Source organism: Pseudomonas putida (assembly GCF_050989985.1).
Classification (GTDB): domain Bacteria; phylum Pseudomonadota; class Gammaproteobacteria; order Pseudomonadales; family Pseudomonadaceae; genus Aquipseudomonas; species Aquipseudomonas putida_AI.
The window spans coordinates 4,102,829-4,123,725 of sequence record NZ_CP158815.1 but is presented as its reverse complement, the minus strand read 5'-3'; the positions used below and the strand labels follow the sequence as shown (position 1 = coordinate 4,123,725).

At 59.6% G+C, this 20,897-nt stretch carries 23 protein-coding genes; 14 read left to right on the top strand and 9 right to left on the bottom strand.

Features of this window, described 5'->3' with window-relative positions:
• Positions 1-103: 103 nt before the first annotated feature.
• The 5 genes from ABTV29_RS18875 to pcaG all read left to right on the top strand — a co-directional run bounded on the left by ABTV29_RS18875 (position 104) and on the right by pcaG (position 4,106).
• Positions 104-544 carry a DoxX family protein gene (locus tag ABTV29_RS18875; protein ID WP_433766205.1) on the top strand — a complete coding sequence of 147 codons (441 nt, stop codon included), beginning with the start codon at positions 104-106 and terminating at the stop codon, positions 542-544.
• 72 nt (positions 545-616) lie between these two features.
• Positions 617-1,540 (top strand): NADP-dependent oxidoreductase, encoded by a 924-nt coding sequence (locus ABTV29_RS18870; RefSeq protein WP_433766204.1) that lies wholly within the window; start codon positions 617-619, stop codon positions 1,538-1,540.
• A gap of 157 nt (positions 1,541-1,697) precedes the next feature.
• Positions 1,698-2,627, top strand: coding sequence for a pca operon transcription factor PcaQ (gene pcaQ, locus ABTV29_RS18865; RefSeq protein WP_433766203.1), 930 nt, complete (start codon positions 1,698-1,700; stop codon positions 2,625-2,627).
• A gap of 144 nt (positions 2,628-2,771) precedes the next feature.
• The gene (pcaH, locus tag ABTV29_RS18860) at positions 2,772-3,491 is read left to right on the top strand and encodes a protocatechuate 3,4-dioxygenase subunit beta (RefSeq protein WP_433766202.1); all 720 of its coding nucleotides are present in this window, start codon (positions 2,772-2,774) and stop codon (positions 3,489-3,491) included.
• A 12-nt stretch (positions 3,492-3,503) separates the two neighbouring features.
• Positions 3,504-4,106, top strand: coding sequence for a protocatechuate 3,4-dioxygenase subunit alpha (gene pcaG, locus ABTV29_RS18855; protein WP_433766201.1), 603 nt, complete (start codon positions 3,504-3,506; stop codon positions 4,104-4,106).
• Positions 4,107-4,334: 228 nt separating this feature from the next.
• Here the strand turns inward: pcaG and ABTV29_RS18850 are convergent, their stop codons facing one another.
• Positions 4,335-5,291 carry a GlxA family transcriptional regulator gene (locus tag ABTV29_RS18850; protein ID WP_433766200.1) on the bottom strand — a complete coding sequence of 319 codons (957 nt, stop codon included), beginning with the start codon at positions 5,289-5,291 and terminating at the stop codon, positions 4,335-4,337.
• A 115-nt stretch (positions 5,292-5,406) separates the two neighbouring features.
• Here ABTV29_RS18850 and ABTV29_RS18845 point away from each other — a divergent pair, with 115 nt between their 5' ends.
• The 4 genes from ABTV29_RS18845 (at position 5,407) to ABTV29_RS18830 (ending at position 9,851) form a co-directional block, all read left to right on the top strand.
• Positions 5,407-6,408, top strand: a complete 1,002-nt coding sequence (locus ABTV29_RS18845) for an SLAC1 anion channel family protein (protein WP_433766199.1) — start codon at positions 5,407-5,409, stop codon at positions 6,406-6,408.
• A gap of 67 nt (positions 6,409-6,475) precedes the next feature.
• Positions 6,476-6,802: a DMT family transporter gene (locus ABTV29_RS18840; protein WP_433766198.1), complete on the top strand. Its 327-nt coding sequence runs from the start codon at positions 6,476-6,478 to the stop codon at positions 6,800-6,802.
• Positions 6,803-6,969: 167 nt separating this feature from the next.
• Complete coding sequence (locus ABTV29_RS18835) at positions 6,970-8,382, top strand: DUF1254 domain-containing protein (RefSeq protein WP_433766197.1); 1,413 nt, start codon at positions 6,970-6,972, stop codon at positions 8,380-8,382.
• A 17-nt stretch (positions 8,383-8,399) separates the two neighbouring features.
• Complete coding sequence (locus ABTV29_RS18830) at positions 8,400-9,851, top strand: DUF1254 domain-containing protein (RefSeq protein ID WP_433766196.1); 1,452 nt, start codon at positions 8,400-8,402, stop codon at positions 9,849-9,851.
• Positions 9,852-10,172: 321 nt separating this feature from the next.
• Here ABTV29_RS18830 and ABTV29_RS18825 read toward each other — a convergent pair whose 3' ends face one another.
• On the bottom strand, positions 10,173-10,925 hold the full coding sequence (locus ABTV29_RS18825) for an SDR family NAD(P)-dependent oxidoreductase (RefSeq protein ID WP_433766195.1): 753 nt from the start codon (positions 10,923-10,925) through the stop codon (positions 10,173-10,175).
• A 122-nt stretch (positions 10,926-11,047) separates the two neighbouring features.
• On the opposite strand from ABTV29_RS18825, the gene ABTV29_RS18820 reads away from it, so the two are divergent.
• Together ABTV29_RS18820 and ABTV29_RS18815 are read left to right on the top strand one after the other, a co-directional pair.
• Positions 11,048-11,962, top strand: a complete 915-nt coding sequence (locus ABTV29_RS18820; RefSeq protein ID WP_433766194.1) for a LysR family transcriptional regulator — start codon at positions 11,048-11,050, stop codon at positions 11,960-11,962.
• 140 nt (positions 11,963-12,102) lie between these two features.
• The gene (locus tag ABTV29_RS18815; RefSeq protein ID WP_433766193.1) at positions 12,103-12,507 is read left to right on the top strand and encodes a nuclear transport factor 2 family protein; all 405 of its coding nucleotides are present in this window, start codon (positions 12,103-12,105) and stop codon (positions 12,505-12,507) included.
• Between the two features lie 129 nt (positions 12,508-12,636).
• On the opposite strand, the gene ABTV29_RS18810 is transcribed toward ABTV29_RS18815, so the two are convergent.
• The 3 genes from ABTV29_RS18810 to ABTV29_RS18800 form a co-directional block, all read right to left on the bottom strand.
• Positions 12,637-12,990: a hypothetical protein gene (locus ABTV29_RS18810; RefSeq protein WP_433766192.1), complete on the bottom strand. Its 354-nt coding sequence runs from the start codon at positions 12,988-12,990 to the stop codon at positions 12,637-12,639.
• 127 nt (positions 12,991-13,117) lie between these two features.
• Positions 13,118-13,522 (bottom strand): DUF6632 domain-containing protein, encoded by a 405-nt coding sequence (locus ABTV29_RS18805; RefSeq protein WP_433766191.1) that lies wholly within the window; start codon positions 13,520-13,522, stop codon positions 13,118-13,120.
• Between the two features lie 76 nt (positions 13,523-13,598).
• Entirely contained in the window at positions 13,599-14,732 is a 1,134-nt protein-coding gene (locus ABTV29_RS18800) for an aminotransferase class V-fold PLP-dependent enzyme (RefSeq protein ID WP_433766190.1), read from the bottom strand.
• 274 nt (positions 14,733-15,006) lie between these two features.
• On the opposite strand from ABTV29_RS18800, the gene tspO reads away from it, so the two are divergent.
• On the top strand, positions 15,007-15,447 hold the full coding sequence (tspO, locus tag ABTV29_RS18795; protein ID WP_433766189.1) for a tryptophan-rich sensory protein TspO: 441 nt from the start codon (positions 15,007-15,009) through the stop codon (positions 15,445-15,447).
• 21 nt (positions 15,448-15,468) lie between these two features.
• Here tspO and ABTV29_RS18790 read toward each other — a convergent pair whose 3' ends face one another.
• Positions 15,469-16,095 (bottom strand): glutathione S-transferase family protein, encoded by a 627-nt coding sequence (locus tag ABTV29_RS18790; RefSeq protein ID WP_433766188.1) that lies wholly within the window; start codon positions 16,093-16,095, stop codon positions 15,469-15,471.
• Positions 16,096-16,139: 44 nt separating this feature from the next.
• Positions 16,140-16,799: a TetR/AcrR family transcriptional regulator gene (locus ABTV29_RS18785; protein ID WP_433766187.1), complete on the bottom strand. Its 660-nt coding sequence runs from the start codon at positions 16,797-16,799 to the stop codon at positions 16,140-16,142.
• 100 nt (positions 16,800-16,899) lie between these two features.
• Here ABTV29_RS18785 and ABTV29_RS18780 point away from each other — a divergent pair, with 100 nt between their 5' ends.
• Positions 16,900-17,229 (top strand): YciI family protein, encoded by a 330-nt coding sequence (locus ABTV29_RS18780; protein WP_433766186.1) that lies wholly within the window; start codon positions 16,900-16,902, stop codon positions 17,227-17,229.
• Positions 17,230-17,307: 78 nt separating this feature from the next.
• Here ABTV29_RS18780 and ABTV29_RS18775 read toward each other — a convergent pair whose 3' ends face one another.
• Together ABTV29_RS18775 and ABTV29_RS18770 are read right to left on the bottom strand one after the other, a co-directional pair.
• Positions 17,308-18,069, bottom strand: coding sequence for a metallophosphoesterase (locus ABTV29_RS18775; protein ID WP_433766185.1), 762 nt, complete (start codon positions 18,067-18,069; stop codon positions 17,308-17,310).
• A gap of 3 nt (positions 18,070-18,072) precedes the next feature.
• Positions 18,073-19,608 carry a PLP-dependent aminotransferase family protein gene (locus ABTV29_RS18770; protein WP_433766184.1) on the bottom strand — a complete coding sequence of 512 codons (1,536 nt, stop codon included), beginning with the start codon at positions 19,606-19,608 and terminating at the stop codon, positions 18,073-18,075.
• A 110-nt stretch (positions 19,609-19,718) separates the two neighbouring features.
• Between ABTV29_RS18770 and ABTV29_RS18765 the strand changes: the two genes are divergently transcribed.
• Positions 19,719-20,777, top strand: coding sequence for a hypothetical protein (locus tag ABTV29_RS18765; protein WP_433766183.1), 1,059 nt, complete (start codon positions 19,719-19,721; stop codon positions 20,775-20,777).
• Positions 20,778-20,897: the final 120 nt, after the last annotated feature.

The window sequence follows — 20,897 nt, the reverse complement described above, 5'->3', positions numbered from 1 at the left end:
AATGATCTAGATTTGTCGGCTATTCAGATTAGCTGATGGGGTGCAAGACTTCTTCACAGCAGCGATTCATGGCGAGTCGCGCAAACTTTGAAGGAAATACCCCATGACGACTTCTGCAAACATCGCTCAATCCACCACCTCCGAACAGAGCCGCTCCGATGTGACCCAAGCCTCGGCTTCGTTGATCGGTCGCGTACTGCTTAGCGCAATCTTCATTCTCTCCGGTTTCTCGAAACTGGCCGCTCCCGCGATGATGGTCGGCTACATCGGCTCAGTGGGGCTGCCGCTTCCGCAGCTGGCGTTGGCGCTGGCGATCATTGTCGAGATCGGTGGTGGCTTTGCGCTGATCGCCGGTTACCGTGCTCGCAGCGTAGCCGCTGTACTGGCGGTCTTCAGCGTGGTGACCGCACTGGCTTTCCATAACGCCCTGGGCGATCAAAACCAGTTCATCCAATTCTTCAAGAACATCGCGATGGCCGGTGGCCTGTTGCAGATCGTGGCCTTCGGTGCCGGTCGCTTCAGCCTTGATGCCCGCCGTCGTTGATTGCCCCTGCCGCGCTGCGAAATCCATCGCAGCGCAATGCTTCTCCCTACTTTCCAAATACTCGAGACCTCCATGAAAGCCATACGCGTGTACGAATACGGCAGCCCTGAAGTTTTACGTCTGGAAGACATTGCAGACCCGGTGCCCGGTGAAGGCGAGGTGCTGATTGATGTGGCCGGGGCGGGGGTCAACCCGATTGACTGGAAGATCTTGTCCGGCGCCATGAAAGCGATCATTCCGTTGCCGATGCCTTTTACCCCGGGGGTTGAAGTGTCCGGCACCGTGATCGCGCTCGGGGCGGGCGTCAAGGAATTCAGCATCGGCGATGAAGTGTTCGGCTTCATCAACATCGTCGGTGGCTACGCAAGCAAAGCCGTTGCCCAGGCTTCAAAGCTTGCGCTGAAGCCGCGTTCGATCAGTGTGCTTGCCGCCGGTGCCGTGCCTGCAACCGCGTTGACCGCGTGGCAGGCCCTGACTGAACACGCTGGCGTGCAAAGGCGTCAGAAAGTGTTGATTCATGCGGCGGCAGGCGGTGTGGGTAGCATGGCCGTGCAGATTGCCAAGTACCTGGGTGCTGAGGTCTACGCAACGGCCTCTGCGCACAATCATGCCTACCTCAAGGATCTCGGCGCCGATTACACCATTGACTACACAACCCAGGCATTCGATGAGCTGGTGTCCGGCGTCGATGTCGTACTGGATCTGGTGGGTGGCGAAACCCAGGCCCGTTCGTTCAAGGTCCTGAAAAGAAACGGCGTGCTGGTATCACCTGTGAGCCTGCCGAACATGTCGCTGGCCAATGACTATGGCGTGATCCCGGCCAACTTTGCCACCCGTTCCGATGGCCGACAGCTCTCGCTCATTGCCGAGTTGTTCGACAAGGGCTACCTCACAGTCGAGGTTGAGACGTATCCGTTGAGCGAGGCGAAAGTGGCGATCGAGAAAAGCCTGGGGCGTCATGCACGGGGCAGGCTTGTCCTCGATACAACCCGATAAGTCTCCAGCGGCCAATCCGTTTTGAGTAAATTGCGAGCCGCGATCGTGCCAGATCGCAACCCGCTGTTGAAAACGACAAGGCGCAGCGCAACACTGCCTTCCAACGCTTCCCATCCACTACCGGTGGAAGTCATTCCACGAAGGCAGAGCGACCCGATTGAACATCGATACCCGAATCAAATTCCGTCATCTGGTGTGTTTTCTCGAGGTGGCGCGCCAGGGCAGCCTGGCGCGTGCCGCCGACAAGTTGGCGATCAGCCAGCCAGCGCTTTCCAAGACCTTGAAGGAGTTGGAAACCCTGCTGGAGGCCACCCTGTTTGAGCGGGGTAAAAAGGGCTCGACGCTGACCGAGGCCGGCGCCGCCTTTCTGGGCTATGCCGGGCCGAGCGTGCAGTCCCTGCGTGAAGGGGTCAACAGTCTGCGCTCGGGCCTGCATGAGCCCATTACCGTTCGGCTCGGTGTGCTTTCCACTGTCGAAAGCCTGCTGGTGCCCGAAGTGGTCTGCCGCCTGCACGAACGCCACACCTCATTGGTGGTCAGTGTGATGACGGGGCCAAGCGCCTATCTGCTCTCGCAACTGCGGGTCGGCGAGCTGGACCTTGTGGTGGGGCGAATGACCGACAGTCCTTTGATTTCCGGGCTGGCGTTCGAACATCTCTACAGCGAATCCATGACCCTGGTGGTGCGTCCGGGCCATCCGGTGTTCAGCGATCCACTGGGACCGAAGAATCTCGAAAAGTACCCACTGATCTTGCCTTCAGCCGGGACGACGATCCGCAAATTCGCCGACAGCCTGTTTGTCCAGCACGGGATAACCCCTTCACGGCAACGCCTGGAAACCCTGTCGGTGGCCATGAGCCGGCGCTACGTGCAAAGCAGCCAGGCCATCTGGGTCGCGCCCTATGACGCGGTCAGGCAGGACTTGAAGCAGGGCGAGTTGCAGGAACTGGATTTGGGGATGCGTGAACCCGGTGGTTCGGTGGGGATGTGCAGCAACCCTGCATTGCCGGTGACGGCAGCGGCGCAGTGGTGCATGGAAGCCTTGCGCGAGGTCGGGCAGGAGTATCGTGAAGGGCAGTATCCATAACCATCTGGATATGGATAGGTTCGGTTTTTTCACTTTTGAATGAGGGCGTCCGGGGGGACACTGAGCCTACGAGTCGCTGCCCGTGTAGTGCCTGGCTCCGTCCGAACCAAAACAACGACCCACCATAACAACAGGAAAACCGACATGTCTGATGCGCACGACAGCCGCTTCGTCATTCGTGACCGTAATTGGCATCCCAAAGCCCTGACCCCTGACTACAAAACCTCGATCCTGCGTTCCCCGCGCCAGGCGCTGGTGAGTATCCCGCAATCGGCTTCCGAAGCCAGCGGCCCGGATTTTTCCCATCTGAAGATGGGTCGGTACGACAACGATCTGCTGTTGAATTTCAATAACGGCGGCCTGCCCATCGGCGAGCGCATCATCGTCGCCGGCCGCGTCTGTGACCAGTACGGCAAACCGATTCCCCACACTCTGGTGGAAATGTGGCAGGCCAATGCCGGCGGTCGCTACCGGCACAAGAAGGACAGTTACCTGGCCCCCCTTGACCCGAATTTTGGCGGCGTTGGCCGTGCGCTGACCGACCGCGACGGCAACTACAGCTTCCGCACCGTCAAGCCCGGTCCTTACCCATGGCGCAACGGGCCCAACGATTGGCGTCCGGCGCATATCCATGTCTCCATCAGTGGCCCGTCCATTGCCACGCGCCTGATTACCCAGCTGTATTTCGAAGGTGATCCGCTGATCCCGATGTGCCCGATCGTCAAGTCGATCGCCAATCCGGAAGCGGTGCAGAGCCTGATCGCAAGGCTCGACATGAGCATGGCCAATCCGATGGATTGCCTGGCTTATCGTTTTGATATCGTCCTGCGCGGCCAGCGCAAGACCCACTTCGAAAACTGCTGAGGAGGCCTGCACATGCCCGTTCAACTTCTGCCTGAAACCCCATCGCAAACAGCCGGCCCCTATGTGCATATCGGCCTGGCGCTGGAGGCTGCCGGCAACCCGCCGCGCGAGCAGGAAATCTGGAACGAAATGGCCAAGCCCGGCGCTCCGGGTGAGCACATTTTATTGCTCGGCCACGTTTACGACGGTAATGGACACTTGGTCCGCGACGCGTTTCTGGAGTTCTGGCAGGCCAATCACGATGGCGTCTACGACACCGGTTTCGACCTGGAAAAACCCTTCAACTGCTTTGGCCGTACCGCCACCACAGACGTCGGTGAATGGACGATCAACACGGTCAAACCCGGCGTCGTGAAAAACGCCGCAGGCGTTCCCATGGCCGCCCACGTCAACGTGGCGCTGTTTGCCCGGGGCATCAACATCCACTTGCACACCCGCCTGTATTTCGACGACGAACCACAGGCCAACGCCGTGGACCCGGTATTGAACCTGATCGAACAACCGCACCGACGCGAATCCCTGATCGCCAAACGCTGCACCGTCGACGGGAAACTGGCCTACCGGTTCGATATCCATATCCAGGGTGAATCGGAGACGGTGTTCTTCGATTTCTGACGATTGGACCCATCGCTGGACCTCCTGTAGGAGCGAGCCTGCTCGCGATGGAGGACAACGATAACGCGTGCTGTCTGACCCACCGCGCGAGCCTGGCATTTATCGCGAGCAGGCTCGCTCCCACAGTTGCTCGCGCATTCCTTGTAGGAGCTGTCGAGTGCAACGAGGCTGCGATCTTTTGACCGTTAAAAAGCAAGATCAAGATCGCAGCCTGCGGCAGCTCCCACCTCAACCCGTTGAAAACCGCTTCCGATAATCACTCGGCCCGACCCCAAGACGGCGCATGAAGGCTCTTCTGAAACCATCGGTATTGGCATAGCCCACGGTGTCGGCCAGGCGCTTGAGCGATACGTCCGAGTCCTCGATCAGACGCCTGGCGGCATCGATGCGCGCCAGCTCCACGAACTCGGCCGGTGTCGAGCCGGCCTCGGCCTTGAAGGTTCGGGCGAAGTTGCGTTCGCTCATGCCGGCGCGGGCGGCGAGGGTAGGGACGCTGAGGTCGGCCTTCAAGTGCTGCACCACATAGTCCTGCACATCCCTGATCACACTGCGTTCGGCCGTCTGGGCGGCCAATTGCGCGCTGAACTGCGACTGCCCACCCGGTCGCTTGAAGAACATCACCATCTCACGCGCCACACTCAGCGCCAGTTCCCTGCCGTGATCCTCTTCGACCAGTGCCAGGGCCAGGTCCATGCCCGCGGTGACCCCCGCCGAGGTGTAGAGGTTGCCGTCCTTGATGAAAATGCTGTCGGCATCGACCTGGGTGTGCGGATGTTCCCTGGCGAGTTTCGCGCTGGAGTTCCAGTGGGTCGTGACACGGCGTCCGTCGAGCAGGCCGGCGGCGGCCAGCAGGAAGGCGCCGCTGCACACCGAGCCAATGCGGCGCACCGTCGTGGCCTGCTTGCGCAGCCACTGCTGCAAGGCAGGGTTGAGCGCGATCTCGTCGATGTGCGGGCTGCCGGCCACGAGCAAGGTATCGATCCGGCCTTTATAGGTTTCGAAGGTCTGGTCGATGGCGATTCTCAAACCGCTTGAGCCTTTGATCATGCCTTTTTCGGTGCCGATCACTTCGACCCGGTAGGCCCGTGGATTGCCCAGTTGCTTGGCCGCCTCGGCGAAGACATCCGCCGGACCGACCACGTCCAGCAGCTGCACGCGGGGGAAGGCAAGGAGGGTGATGCGCATGATGTCTGTCCTCGTCGAATCATTGGCTGAATACGTCGTAATGCGACTATTTCAGCCAAGGCCTGTTTGGCTGAAAATATCCCCAACAGCAAATTCAGTCAAACGGGAGACTGCCATGAACGCTGCATCCACCCCCAACGTCGCTATGGCTCAATCGGTAACCACCAGTACGACTTCCATCAAAAACCTGCCCATCAATCTTTTCGGCGCGGTCATGGGCTTGGCTGGCTTGGGTCTGGCCTGGCGCTTGAGCGGCCAGTATTTCGGTATCGGCGGCCATCTGGGTGAGGCAATCGGCGCGTTTGCCGGCCTGGTATTCGTGTTGTTGACCCTGGGCTACTTGACAAAATGGGTCAAACATCCTGAAGCGGTGCGGGGCGAATTCAATCATCCGGTTGCCAGCAACTTTTTCGGCACTGTCACCATCGCGTTGTTGCTGCTCTCCGCCGTGGCGGCGCCTCACAGCCCGTTGTTGGGCGAGGCACTGTGGATACTGGGCAGCGTACTGACCGTAATGCTCGCGGGCCTGGTGGTTTCGCGCCTGTTGTCGGGCGCGCAGGACCCTTTGAATGCGGTACCCGCCTGGCTGATCCCTGGCGTTGCCACCCTTGATATTGCGGTCACCGGTGCGCACATGCCGATGGTCTGGGCTGCCGAATTCAATCTGTTTGCACTGGCCGTGGGTGCGGTGCTGGCACTGGTTTTCTACACCCGGATCTTCTCGCGCCTGGTCCATCAGGCTCCCCTGGCCAAAGGCATGGTGCCTTCGCTGATGGTCCTGATTGCACCCTTTGAAGTCGGTTTCCTGGCGTACACCAACGTGTTTGGCGAGATCGACCGGTTTGCCAGCGTGCTGTTCTACTTCGGCCTGTTTCTGTTCGTGGTGCTGAGCTTCAAGGTGTTCCGTCGCGATGTGCCCTTTGCCCCTTCGTGGTGGGCGATCAGCTTTCCCATCGCGGCCCTGAGCAATGCGGCGCTGAAGTACGCACATGCCCAGGACAACACTGTGCTGATGGCCATCGCTGTACTGATCCTGCTGTTCCTCACCGTAGCACTGAGTGTGCTGACTGTGAAAACACTGTCCAGCCTGGTGCGCGGCAAACTGTTGGCTAACTGACGTTTTACCTCCCCCTTTGGCGAGCCCTGAGCGGCTCGCTTTTTTTTGCCCTTGAAGGTCTCGCCCCATGACTAACACTGCCTCCTGGTTATTGCTGATCGTTGCCGGATTCCTGGAAATCGCCTTTGCGATCGGACTGAAGTCCGCCAATGGCATGGAACGGCCCTGGTTGCTCGCTGGCACCTTCGTGGTGTTGGCCGGCAGCTTGTGTTTACTGACGATAGCGTTGCGGGTCCTGCCCGTTGGCACCGCCTATGCGGTGTGGACCGGTATCGGTGCCGCAGGCACGGCCCTTGTTGGCATGTATTGGCTGGGTGACGGGGTTTCGTTCTGGCGATTGTTCTGGATTGGTTTGATTCTGGTGAGTGTCGCCGGGTTGCGCTGGGGGGGCTGAAGGCCCGCATCCCTGGGCGGATCGTCCGCATGACTCCGTCAATTGTGTTGATAAAACTCAGAATCACCCTTGTCCGTTTGACGAGCCCCAACCCGGTGCCTAGGGTTCTTGCAGACATTGTTCAGGCAGGTCTGCCAGCAGCACTTCCTCGTAAAAGGAGGCTCGTCATGACTTCATCTCGCAAGCTGTTGTTTTGTTTACTGCCCCTGTGCGTCGCACTCGGCAGCGCAACGCACGCGCAAGCCAGCACGCCGGATCTGCTGCTGAGCACGCCCGCAACACCCGATGTGGTTGAAAAGGGTATGCAGGCCGATGGCTACAGCCTGGCGATCTCGGCTTATAACTGGGGCTATCCGCTGGTGCGCATGGAGCGGGTGGCGCGTGAGTACACCACGGTTCCGTCGCCCAAGCCCGATACCAGCTACCGCGCAGGTCTGAACCAGATCGGCTGGGCGACTTCGCTGGCATCTCCGTCCGCCAAGGACATGCCCACCGCCAACAATGACACCTACTACATGAGCGCGGTGCTGGACCTCACCGAGCCCTATGTGTTGTCCGTGCCTGATACCCACGACCGTTATTACGTGGTCGATGTGTTCAACATGTGGCAGGAGCTTGAGCATTACGTCGGGCGGCGCACCACCGGCACCAAGGCCGGGAAGTTTGTGCTGGTGCCGCCGGGCTGGAAGGGCGAACTGCCCAAGGACGCCAAGCGCCTTGACGTCTCGACCCGGAAGGTCTGGCTGTGGGGGCGCATCCACGTCAAGCAAGGCGAAGATGTGGCGCCGATCCTGGCCCTGCAAAAACAGTTCAGTGTCGTGCCACTGAGTGGCAAAGCGCACAGCGATCAGACGCTGCCTGCGTTGCCGCAGACGGGTGACGATCCGCTGGGCTTCTTCACGGAGCTGGCCGCAGCGCTCAAGGACAATCCCGTCAAACCGGCTGACGCAGCGCTGTTTGCCCAGTTCGCCAGAATCGGCCTGACAGACAAGGGCTTTTCCCCCGACAAGCTGAACCCGGCCACGCGCAAGGGCCTGGAAGAAGGTTTGAAAGATGCGCCCTATGTGGCCATTGCGTCACTGGCCAGTACGTCGTCGATTCGCAACGGCTGGAACTGGGTGACCGGCCTCGACAGCTTCGGCTACAACTACCCGCTACGCGCCATGGTGGCCGGGCCGTATCTCGGCGGCCAGGGAGAACATGAGGCGATGTACCCGATCCGCTTCACCGACAGCAAGAACCAACCGCTGACGGGCGCCAATCAATACGAGGTCAAACTGGCTTCAGCACCGCCGGTGAATGCCTTCTGGTCGCTGACCATGTACGACGCCAGCGACAAGATGTTGGTCGACAACGAGATCGGTCGCTACAAGGTCGGCACCGATACACCGGGGTTGAAAGTCGCCGCTGACGGTTCGATCACCATTCCCATTTCTCATGGAAAACCCCAGGGCGAGAATGCCGCTAACTGGCTGCCGGCACCTGAAGGCGGGTTCTACGTGTTGTTGCGCCTGTACCAGCCTTCGGAGGATGTGCTGTCGGGCAAGTGGCAGTTACCGCAATTGAACAAGGTCAATTGAAGGGCAGGGGACGGACAATGAAGACGTGTGCTGCGTTCGTTGCTGGAGCAAGCCTGCTGACGGTAATGGCTGTTGCCATTGCCGAAACATTGCCGCAGGGTGGGCAACCTCCGGCGGACGCCAAGGCATCGGTATCCGACTTCGACTATCAGATCAAATACCAGCGAGCTTTCGAGGCGGTGCTGTGGGGGATTCCCGCCAGCGCGATCTACAGCTTTCGGCGCGCCGCTGTCGATGAGCTTGGGCTCAGGGACAATGACATCATTGCCTATTCGTCCACGGCCACGCCCAAGCTGGAGGCCATAACCGCCAACAGCACAACGCCGTACATCTCCGCCTTCACCGACTTGCGCAAAGGCCCGGTGGTATTGGAGGTGCCAGTGGCCGGGGCTGAGGGCAGTGTCTATGGGCAGGTGGTCGATGCCTGGCAGCTGACCATTGCCGATGTCGGTCCTTCGGGCGTGGATAAGGGCAAAGGCGGCAAGCTGCTCTTCACGCCGCCGGGTTATCAGGGGGACATTCCTGAAGGCTACATTCATATCGCCTCGCCCAACTATCGGATTGCCCTGGCCTTTCGTTCTGTTCCCGCCCCGGGCAAGAGCGTGGCGGATGCCTATCAGTACGCCCAGAAGCTGCGCATGTATTACCTGTCCGAGGCTGCAAACCCGCCCAAGCAACGTTTTTCCGACCCCCTCAACCAGCGTTACCCGACCCTGCCGCTCTATGACGAGCGCTTTTTTGAGGACCTGCATGCCATCGTCAGCGTCGAGCCGGTCAAGCCGCAGGACAAGGTCATGATGGGGATGCTGTCATCGCTGGGCATCGAGCCGGGGAAACCTTTCGCGCCTGACGCGACCAGCAAGCGAGCCATGCGTCAGGCAGCCATCGATGCCTGGTACTACCTGCAACAGTGGTTCGACAATTTCCCCAAGGACAGGCTTTATTGGCCGGATCGGCACTACGCATCGCTGCTGATGACCGATGCCAACAAGACGTTCTCGTTCGTTGATGACAACCGCGTCGACTTGATCAATCGCGCCGCCGAGTATTTTTGGTGCACTTACATGCCCAAGGCCTTGAGCGACACACCGGCAACGCAGTACATGATGGCCATGGCCGACAACGAAGGAAAACTGCTGGAGGCGGGCAAGCTTTACAAACTGGATGTTCCGCCACAGATGCCGGTCAAGCAGTTCTGGGCATTGACGGTGTATGACCGCGCCACGATGTCGTTCATCTACAGCGATACCAATCGAACCACGCTGTCCTCATATGACCTGGGCAAGATGAAGAAGAACGCTGATGGCGGTGTATCAATCTACGTTGGGCCAAAGCCACCAGAAGGGCTGGAGTCGAACTGGATTCCCACGGCAGGGAAGCGTCCTTTGCCGGCGATGCGGTTCTATGGGCCGACTGAAGAAATGAACAACAAGACCTTCAAGTTGGCGGATTTTGAATTGGTCAAATAGGCGTTGCGGGCTTGGTCCGGAATCCAGGTTCATGTCCGCTTCTGGCGGGCCGCCAGTCATCGATGATGATTACCTCCGAGAGCCTTGCGCCATGTCCGGATTGGAGAGGTTGTGGCTTGTTGAGGACTAGACGGGACTCGAACCCGGCAACGAAACCAACTCGATCTGCGAGCCCCATGGCGTCTGGAAATAGAACCATCGGATACCGTCCGGGTTGGTGACGGGTTCATTGAGAATGGTCACATTCCTGCTTTTCAGCAGACATTCGATATCCGCCTTGGCAGGCAGGTGGGCGGCTCGAGACGCCGCCCACCTGAGCAGTCAGACCTGCTGCTGTCCACCGTCGACGAACAGTTCGATGCCGTTGACGAAACTGGCGTCATCCGATGCCAGGAACAGTGCGGCGCTGGCGATTTCCTCGGCTTCGCCGACGCGGCCCATGGGGATGAGCGAGGCCAGGTAATCCAGCAACCCTTGTTGCTGGGCGGCATCCGGGCCGGCCAGATCGACCAGCCCTGGGGTGCGGGTTGCGCCGGGGCTGATGGTATTGATCCGCACCTGACGGTCCTTGAGATCGAGAATCCAATTACGAGCAAAGGAACGCACGGCGGCCTTGGACGCGGCATAGACACTGAAAGCCGCGGTGCCTGCACTGCCGGCGGTGGAGCCCGTGAGGATCACCGAAGACTTTTGAGCCAACAGCGGCAGGGCTTTTTGTACGGTGAAAAGAACGCCTTTGACGTTGCGGTCGAAAGTGTCGTCGTAGTGCTGTTCGCTGATTTCGCCCAGCGGGACCATTGAGCCGCCACCGGCATTGGCGAAGAGTACGTCGATGCGACCGTGGGTTGCGCCGATCTGGCTATACAGTGCGTCCAGCTGGTCAAGCTTTGTGGAATCGACCCGAACGCCGGTGGCGTTGCCGACTGTTGCTACGGCCGCGTCGAGTTCAGCCTGGCGTCGGCCAGTGATGTAGACATGAGCACCTTCCTCGGCGAAGCGTTTGGCGGTGGCCAGGCCGATGCCAGTGGTACCGCCGGTGACCAGTGCGATTTTGCCTTCGAGTTTGCTAGCCATGATGTTTCTCCCAGTTTGGATTGAAGTGTTGCCAGTGATTGAGTTGCGGTGTGGGAGAAGCTTATCGACGGCAGATTATTTTCAAAATAGAATTGTCCGCAATCCATCGTTGCAGAAATGAAATGAGCAGACTTCCAGATTTCGAAGGGTTGGCGATGTTTGCCAAAGTCGCAGAAGAAGGTTCGTTCGCGGCTGCTTCGCGGGTCATGGGGGTCTCTGTGCCCACCGTGTCTCGTGCAGTCGCTCGACTCGAAGAGCGCTTGGGCGGCCGACTATTCAACCGCACCTCCAGGCAATTGGCGCTGACCGAGTTTGGCGCGAGCATGGTCGCCAAGGCGGGTGAGATCTATCGGCAAGCCGAAGAGGTGGAGAGCGAAGCTCAGGAGTTATCCGTAGAACCCCGGGGCCAGGTGCGCCTGGCGGTGCCGATGTCTTTCGGCCTGCGTTGGGTCGCGCCGCTGATGCCGCAATTGATGCGTCAGTATCCTGAGTTGTCGATAGACCTTCACCTGTCCGATGCCTCGGTCGACCTTATTGCAGAAGGCTTCGACGCGGCATTGCGGATCGCGGTATTGCCTGACTCGTCGCTGGTTGCTCGCCGGATATGTGCGGTCACCCAATACCTTGTTGCTTCTCCTGGCTACCTGGAGGAGCACGGACATCCCATCCATCCTCGTGAGCTGGCAGCCCGCAGTTGCCTCAGCTATGCGTATCGGTCACGTAGCCAGGTTTGGCGCTTTACCCATGACGACGGTACTGAAGAAGACGTCGTCCCCAACGGCCCGCTGCGGGTGACCAACGCTGACGCCCTGTTACCGGCCTTGCTGGATGGGGTGGCCATTGCCGAACTTCCCGAGTTCATTGCCAGCGAATACCTGGCGGATGGGCGACTGGTCGCCTTGTTGCCGGAGTGGCACATGATGCGTGGCGGGCTTTATTTCGTGACACCGTCGGCCCGCACGCGCCCCGTGAAGATCAAGGCACTGTCTGATTTCTTCGCCAAACACTTGTCAGAACCGCAATGGCGGTGGTCATGAAGAGGTGATTCTCGGCATTACAAAAGTGAAATGATATATTCCTATAGTTGCTATTTTCGCAAGCTGCCGAATCTCATAACGTTGACTGGCAGGCTCGGGAGACCGAGCCAACCCCTCATCCGTTTCGGGAGCAACAACTCATGAAAAACGCCGTAGAACTCCTCCAGATGTACTTGGAATCCATCCAATCCCCGGGCACCGCCGCTTCGCTCTTCGCCGAAGATGGAGTGCTGGAGCTTCCTTACCTCGAATCCCTGGGCATCACCAGCAGTGTCCAAGGCCATGAAGCCATCGAATCCTTCATCGGGTCCCTGCTGGCCAAGGTTCCAGATTTCAAATTTCGCAATGTGCGGTTCCTGATTGATACGCCCGACCAAGCATTCGCGGAATACAGCGTTGAAGCGTTGGTACCTGCTACCGGACGAGTTTATCGGCAGATGTATGCCGGTCGCCTGGTGGCCAAAGACGGCAAGATCCAATTGCTTCGCGAGTCATTGGACACCGTTGCTGCGGCTAAAGCATTTGCTCCTGTTGATCCTGCTTGAGCGCAGCACAGATCGCCATCCTGAAGTGTCGCGGTTCTGGACGTCCGCTTTGATCGATTGCTGCCGGTCACCAGGGGCAGCAATCGACCCAAAGCGGACGTTGAGATTAGGTCTACAAGCTATTGACCACTAATAAAGTGGAGGCGGCTCATTAGCGATCTTGATATGGGAGAACACCTGATCTGGATTTTTCTGGCACCAATATCTGAACAAAAGGCGTGGCTCGGTGCCTGCGAAATATTCACCTAGCACGGTGTCAGCGGGCACCGTCAGTTTTGGTTCTGACCATTGCTGAGCTAAAACGCCTATTGGTTTATCAGGCGTACAAATTATCCACGTGGCCTCGCCACCACTGATGTCAGGCAAATAACACATGGTTTGCACTGCATCTAACAAAGCACGTAGCGTTGCGGTGGCCTCGACGTTGATTGACGTCTTATGACTATGTCCATCATCACCGGCGTGTACGCTATCTCTATCCATGGAAACTACCAAAATGAGCGCTCCTTTTAATGTGTGCTGATAGGTGATTCAACAGCATAAGAATAATGGCAGCCATCGGCTGCTCCCCGCTTTTGGCAGAGCAAAAAGAGGACAGTCAAACCTGCTCTTAGACCCCATTGTGTGTCAGGGGCCTGGCAGCCAATTGCGAGCGGGGCGTCAAGATGGCCAAGGCAACCGCCACGATGAAGAGCGCCGGCACGTCACCTGCCAAGTGCCCCACTTGCCCCGACTGGGTGACCGCCTGGACGGCCATGATTCCTCCGTGCACGGCGCTAGACCACACGGTGAACCAGATCAGGCTCAGATTGGCTAATGGATCACGTGCGGCCAAGATCAAGAACACGCCAAGTGTGGCGTAGATGCCAACGATCATCATCGGGTAGTCCGAGTGACCGACGTGCCAGGCCCAGCCGGACGGCCAGAACAACATAAGTGGGTAGAGAGCAAGGCACGCGAGGCCAGACAAGACTAGAACGACGCGCAAATACCTGAGGCGATCGACTACGGTCATGGCGGACTCCTATAGTCCCCAAGTGGGGTGATAACACCTTCAGGGGCTTGGTGGATAACGTTCCTAAGAAGAGGGCTCAGTCAGCCATCACCTCGTCCAGTGCCTGCTCGAGGGTGCTGACCGTGCGCTCGATATTGTGCAGCTTCTCGAGCCCGAACAGGCCAATGCGAAAGGTCTGGAAGTCGGCCGGCTCGTCGCATTGCAAAGGTACTCCGGCGGCGATTTGCAGGCCGTGGTCGGCAAATTTCCTGCCGTTCTTGATGTCGGCATCATCGGTGTAGCTCACCACGACGCCAGGGGCCTGAAAGCCGGCTGCGGCCACGCTTTTAAAGCCTTTGCCGGTCAACATCGCGCGCACCCGATCGCCCAGGGCCTGTTGTTCGTCGCGGACCTTGTCGAAACCGTAGGTTTGCATCTCTTTCATCACTTCGTTGAACCGCGCGAGGGAGTCGCTGGGCATGGTCGCGTGGTAGGCATGTCCGCCCTGTTCGTAGGCCTGCATGATCTGCAGCCACTTTTTCAGGTCACAGGCGAAGCTGCTGCTTTGCGTGTGTTCGATGCGCTCGAGGGCCAAGGCACTGAGCATCACCAGGGCGCAGCAAGGGGAGGCGCTCCAGCCTTTCTGTGGTGCGCTGATCAGCAGGTCGACTGCGCATTTGTGCATATCAACCCAGATCGTGCCTGAGGCGATGCAGTCCAGCACGAACAGGCCACCCACCGCATGCACGGCGTCGCCGATGGCCCGCAGGTACTCGTCGGGCAGAATAATTCCTGATGAGGTTTCAACGTGGGGGGCGAAGACAATCTGCGGCCTCGAAGCCGCAATGGCTGCCAGCACTTCGTCCAGAGGGGGTGGGGCGTAGGCAGCCTGGCGACCCGTGTCGACCGGTCGGGCCTTTAGCACCGTGGTGGCCGCCGGAATGTTGCCCATCTCAAGGATCTGGCTCCAGCGATAACTGAACCAGCCGTTGCGTATCACCAGGCATTGCTGGCCGGTTGCAAACTGCCGCGCCACCGCTTCCATGCCGAATGTGCCGCTGCCCGGGACCACCGCAACAGCCTGGGCGTTGTAGACCTGTTTCAGGGTCTTGGAAATGTTCTTCATCACGCCTTGAAATGACTGCGACATGTGGTTGAGCGAGCGGTCGGTGTAGACCACCGAGTACTCGACCAGCCCCTCGGGATCGATACTGGGATATAGCTTTGACATGGGGTAACTCCTTTGGCAGAGATGTCAGTGGTATCGACCCTGCCGCAAGCCTTGGCAAATGACAAGATGGCCGGGGATTGAATGGCGACTTCTGTCGAGCGGTTGGCATCAATCAGGCCGATTAGTGGAGGTAGCAATGCTCGCAGGTGGCTGCCGAGTTGTGGGAGGGTGCGTTGTCCCACCTTCGGACCTTTTCGCCCGGCAGGGCCTCTAACCTTGGGACGGCCAACATGGCTTTCCTCCCAAGACAGATGGCTTGTGCCAAGGACCGATGATGACCTTTCCCATTTTTCTCCTGGCCTGTGCCGCCGCGGCGAGCAGCGGGATCTTTTTTAAGCCGGGTGACTGGTATGCGGCGCTGAACAAGCCCGGTTTCACGCCACCCAACTGGGTGTTTCCCGTGGCCTGGACGACGCTTTATCTGCTGCTCGCCTGGGTCGGCTATCGCTTGACCCTGATGCCGGACAGCCAAACGTTGCTGGCCTTGTGGGCCGCGCAAATTGCGCTTAACACGCTATGGACGCCGGTGTTCTTCGGCGCGCACCGCGTGTTCGCCAGCATGGTGATCCTCGCGCTGCTCTGGCTGGTCGTCGCGGTCATGCTCGTGATGGCGATGCGTCTGGATGTCATCACCGGGCTGATCCTGTTTCCGTATCTGCTGTGGCTCTCGCTGGCCGCCGCGCTGAACTTTTCCATCTTGCGTCATAACCGCTGACGACGAAGACCGGCCACCGGTTCAGCCGGCGTGTCTGCCAAATGCCTTCAATCCACGCTGAACCGCCGGCCGGGCCTCGATGGTGGCGTACCAGCTTTTCAGGCGTGGCAGGGCATTCCAGTCCAGTCGGTCGCGGATCGATGTGGCCAGGGTAAAGGCCGAGATGTCCGCCATGGAAAATTGCTCACCGGCCATGAATTCAGCGGTGAGAAAGGCTTCTGCCAGGCTGAACTGCTCAATGACTCGCCGCTGGATCAACTCCGCGGCTTCGTTCATACCGGCCTGGTGAAGAAAGAACGCGGCGTGGCTGGGCGCGATGATGTCGGTGACGAAGAAAAAATAACGGTCAAGCACCTTGTTGCGCTCAGGCCCGTGTCGAGCAGGTGCCAGCCTGCCCGGTGCCTGGCCGTCGGCGTACTGGATGATGGCGTTCGACTGGTTGATCACCAGCGCCGGTGTCGAGCTTCGATCGATCAGAGTCGGGACCTTGCCGGCCGGGTTGAGTGCCAGGAATGCCGGGTCGCGATGTTCTCCCGCGTGCAGGTCCACATGTCGCGCCACGTAGGTTATGCCTGCTTCCTCCAGGGCGATGGCCGCCCTGATGGTGTTGCCGGTTTCGGCGCCGTACAACTCGATTGCAGTGTTCATTGGACGTACCTTTCGAGAGTGGGGGAGTGTCTGTTCAGCAGTGCTCACCCAGTCTGGGTCAGGCATTGGTCTGAGTGGTCTGCCAGAGAAGGGAACGCCTGCATGGCGACCCGGGCGATTGCGAGCAATTGCTCGCTGGTCGCGCCGTCCCGGGCTTGCACCGCCAATCCGCGCGCCAGCACATTGAAGTAGCCGGCCAGGGCACTGACATCGGTGTCAGCGGGGATATCGCCTTCTTCAATGCCTCGCTGGATACGTGCCTCCATGACATGCCGTGCCGCTGCTCGGTGCTCGACCATCATGTCGCGCACCGAATGCAGCGTTGGTGGAACGTGCACGCAGGCCACGGAGATCATGCATCCGGCGGGCAAGTCATCGCGGGTGAATTGCGATGCGGTGGCTTCCAGCAGGCGCTTGAAGGCGGTACGCGTGTCGGTCTGGTCACGCAGAATGCCAATGAACCACTCACCTGATGCCTGCAGATAGGCATCCGTCGCTTCGGCGTAAAGCTGCTCTTTACTGCCGAACGAGTTGTAGAAACTCGACGCGCTGATACCCATCGTGGCGATCAAGGTATCGAAGGAAGTGCCTTCGTAACCCGACTCCCAGAACAATTTCATGGCCTGTTGTACGGCCGTTGCCCGGTCGAATGTGGAGGGGCGTCCGCGACTGCGTTTTTTGGCCTCGGATATTTTTGGTTCCATCGCTCCAATATTCCTTGACGAGAAGTTTTCAGTGGTCTTAGTATCACATATCGGAGTGATCGCTCCAATAAGCAACTTACCTGAAGCGGAGTACCGATCCATGATTGACGAAAACGGCCCACACTATTTTGTAGCCTTCCAATCCCCTGGCCCAAATTGGGTCCAAGGCGTGAAGTACAACGAGCAACCGGGGTTCATGGATCACGTGAACTACATGATCGAATTGCACCAGAAAGGCTTGACCGTTCTCAGCGGTCCATTCATGGAACAGGCCGGTGGCCTCAACGGCGTGTTGGCAGATGGCGGAATGACCATCTTCAAGGCGGCTGATTTTGAGGAAGCGATCAAGATTGGTACGGACGATCCGACGGTGAAGTCCGGTTTGCTGAATGTTGAAGTCAAAATGTTCTGGGTGCCGTTTCACACCTGATCGCGCCATCGAGAACCACACCCGAAAGGGATTCAGGCCTGCCGCCGATCCGGCATGAGGATGATCAACAGTGTGTGATTACAGCTCGATCACCAGTTGACTGTCGAACACAGGGTTTTCATTCACCCCGTTTTTCGCATAACCCCGCGGATTGCACACCACGCGTGTGTCACCCACCCGGTAATCAAAGCTGCCATGGGTATGCCCGTGCAGCCACAGCGCCGGTTGCCATTGGCGGATTTTCTCTTCGAGGTCCGACACGAAACTGGAGTTTATCGGCGAGTCGGCAAACATCGGCGCGATACTGGAGCGGGTAGGGGCGTAATGGGAGATCACCACCGTCGGCGTGGTGCTGTCGCGCCTGAAGCAGTCGTCCAGCCAGGCGACGGTCTGCAGGTAAATCAGCTGGGAAATCGCCGGGGTGAACAGGTCGGGAAAGTCCGGCGAGATCCTGATATGGCTGAAGTCGCGAATCAGTTCGGTCGCCATGTCGATACCCAGGTCCCTCTGGGGACCGGCGTCGAACAGCCGGTAGTCCGACCACAGGGTACAACCGAGGAATCGCACGCCGCCGTGGACATGCTCCGAACGCTCCAGCACCGTGATTTGCGTGCCTTGGCTCAGGCTGCGCAGCTGGTCGTAAGTCGAGGCCAGGTCGCTGCCATAGAACTCGTGATTGCCCGCCACATACAGGATGGGCAGCGGGCAGGCGCTGGCCCACTCGATGGCCCTGGCTGGCCGGGCAATGTCGCCCGCGAGCACGACGATATCGGCCTCCACCTCAGGGAATGGGATCGCGTTGACGGACAGGTGCATGTCGGACAGCAGGGCGATGCGCATGGGTTAATTCCTGTGGGTGCTGGATGGGTCGGGCAGGGGCTGTGCAACCAAAGCTTGTGCAACCAGAGCCATCTTCTGCTCTATCTGTTGTTCCGTGTGCGCGGCGAACCCCATGACCAGGCCCGGCGGCATTGCAACGCTATGAGTGTACCGGCTCAGGGGAAAGGCGCCGATACCGCAATGCTGCAGAAACGCCATCGCTTCGGGCTCGGAGAAGCCCTTCAGCCGTCCCGCCACATCGAGCCCGGCGTGGATCGGCGCGAACTCGATGAAGTCGGCCCATAACTGCCGGGCCAGGGTTTCGAATGTCCTGGCCCTGGCGGCGTAGAGCTTGCGCATCTTGCGGATGTGACGATCGAAGTGCCCCTCGGTCATGAAGTCCGCCAGCACCGCCTGGGCCAGGCTGTTGGCATTGCGCGCGGTCAGGGACATGGCCCGGGTGAAGGGCTCGACCAGCTGCGGCGGGAGTGCCAGGTAAGCCAGGCCGATGGCGGGAAACAGCAGTTTGCTGAAGGTGCCGGCGAGGATCACATGGCGGTCGGCGTGGGGCATGCTCTTGAGCGCGGGGATGGGTTTGGCGATGAACCGATACTCGCTGTCGTAGTCATCCTCGAACAGGTAGGCGCCATTGTCCCTGGCCCATTGCAGCAGCGTCAGGCGTCGCTCGGGCGCAAGGGCGACCCCCATCGGGGCCTGTCGGCAGGGTGTCACGTAGGCAAGGCGCGCCTTGGGCGCTTTCCTGATGCCTTCGTCCACGACTATCCCCGATTCATCCACCGGTACGTCGACGATGTTCGCATGTGCGCCGTGCATGATTTGCCGGGCACCGATGTACCCCGGGTCTTCCATCCACACGGGATCGCCAGGCTCGATGATCAGGCGCAGGCAAATATCCAGGGCCTGCTGAGCGCTACTGACCAGCACGATATTGTCCGCGCTCACCGCCACGCCCCGGGCGATGACCAGGTGATCGGCCACGGCCTGGCGCAGTGCCGGTGAACCTTGCGCGTTGCGTCGGCACAGGGTCGATGGCTGGGCGGCGGCCAGGTGTTTGGCGTGCAGTCGGCGCCAGATATCGACCGGAAAGTTGGCGACATCGCAGCAGTACGGAACGAACGGTTTTGACGGGTAGTGGGTGTCCAGGAGAAAGGCCGGGGACTGTTCGAGCAAATCACGGGCCCAGCGAGAGGTCGGCATAGGGGGCGCCGCATCCGTTGGCTTGGTGGCCGGGGATGTGTGGCTCGCGCGGGCGCGGTGGTCGTGGGGCAGGGTGAGGCTGACCCGGGTCCCGCTGCCCTGTGCGGTCTCAAGATAACCTTCGGACAGCAGCTGGTTGTAGGCCGCCTGAACCGTGCCTCTGGCCAGGCCGTATTGGGCGGCCAGGTGGCGTGTACCGGGCAGCAGGTGATTGCGCGGCAGGCGTCCGCCGAGAATGTCCTGGCGCAGGGCCCTGTACAGCCATGTCTGGAGGGTTTCACCTTCCTGGCGGGCATCGAGCGCAAGGGACCAGGTGACCTGGCTTGGAGCATTGTCTTTCATGGCTGGCGCCTGAAGTGGCTCAATCATATTGTCGAAAACTGGATCAATACTTTAGTCCAGTCCCAGTCAAAGATGATCACCTCCCCATGGTTTTCACCGGATGCTTGTTTATGCTCACAAATGAAATGCAGTCGGTTTCGGAGGCTTCGTCAGTCCAGCCTCAGACTCAATGGTTCATCGGGCCGATCATCGCATTGATCTATCCATTTCTGCTGGTCGGCTTCAACTCCTACAGTGTAAAGGTCACCCATGGCGCCGGCATTGCCAGTTGGCTGATGGCCGGGCTGACGCTGATGCTAGCGATTTTCATGCCGCTGACCGGGTTGCTCTGCGCGATTCGCCTGGGGCGTAATCCGATGCCCAGTGCAGCTGAAGTGCTGGCCCGTCGAGTGGCGTTGGTGTCGGGGGCTGTGGCGCCGATCTTTGTCTTTACCGGTGTCATCTTCCTGCTGTTGGGCAAACCCACCTGGGACATCGGTTTCCTGACGATACTCTGGATTGCCCTGATGGGCCTGATCGCCATGGCGGACCGCACACCCCGGCAGCCAAAGCGCCTGGCGGCCGGCGGGAACAAAGTCAGGTTCTGGCACGGTGTCGCCGCGGCGGCGGTGGTGGTTTACCTGGGCTTCCATTTCAGCAACCACCTGTTCGGCCTGATCGGACCGCAGGCCCACACGGCGGTGATGAAGGTGTTCCGGGTGGTCTACCGCTCCGCTGTCATCGAGCCTCTGCTCACGCTGACCTTCGTGTTCCTGATTGGCAGTGGCGCGTACATGGCCTGGCGCCTGACTGATCGCCAGGCAGACGCGCTGCGTACCTTCCAGATCGCCGGCGGCGTGTTCCTGGTGTTCGCGATCACCAGCCACATCAATGCCGTGCTCTATCTGGCCCGCATCCACTTCCAGATCGACACCGACTGGGGTTTCGCCGTCGGTGCCCCGACCGGCATGCTGAAAGACCCCTGGAGCATCCGCCTGTTGCCGTACTACTTCCTGGCGGTGTTCTACGTCATCTCCCATGCGTTCTGCGGATTGCGCGGCATCATGCTGGCGCACAACGCCAGCGAACGCACGGCGGGGCGAGTGTTGGCGGCGGGGATCGTCATGGCGGCGCTGGTGGCGATCATCATCATTCTGGCGATGTCGGGGATGCGGGTGCATTTCGAATAGTGCAGTGATGCGCGGTCCCTGTAGGAGCGAGCCTGCTCGCGATGGATGACCAGGCAACGCGATCAGTCGGACAGGACGCGTAATCGTTGACGTCCATCGCGAGCAAGCTCGGCTCCTACA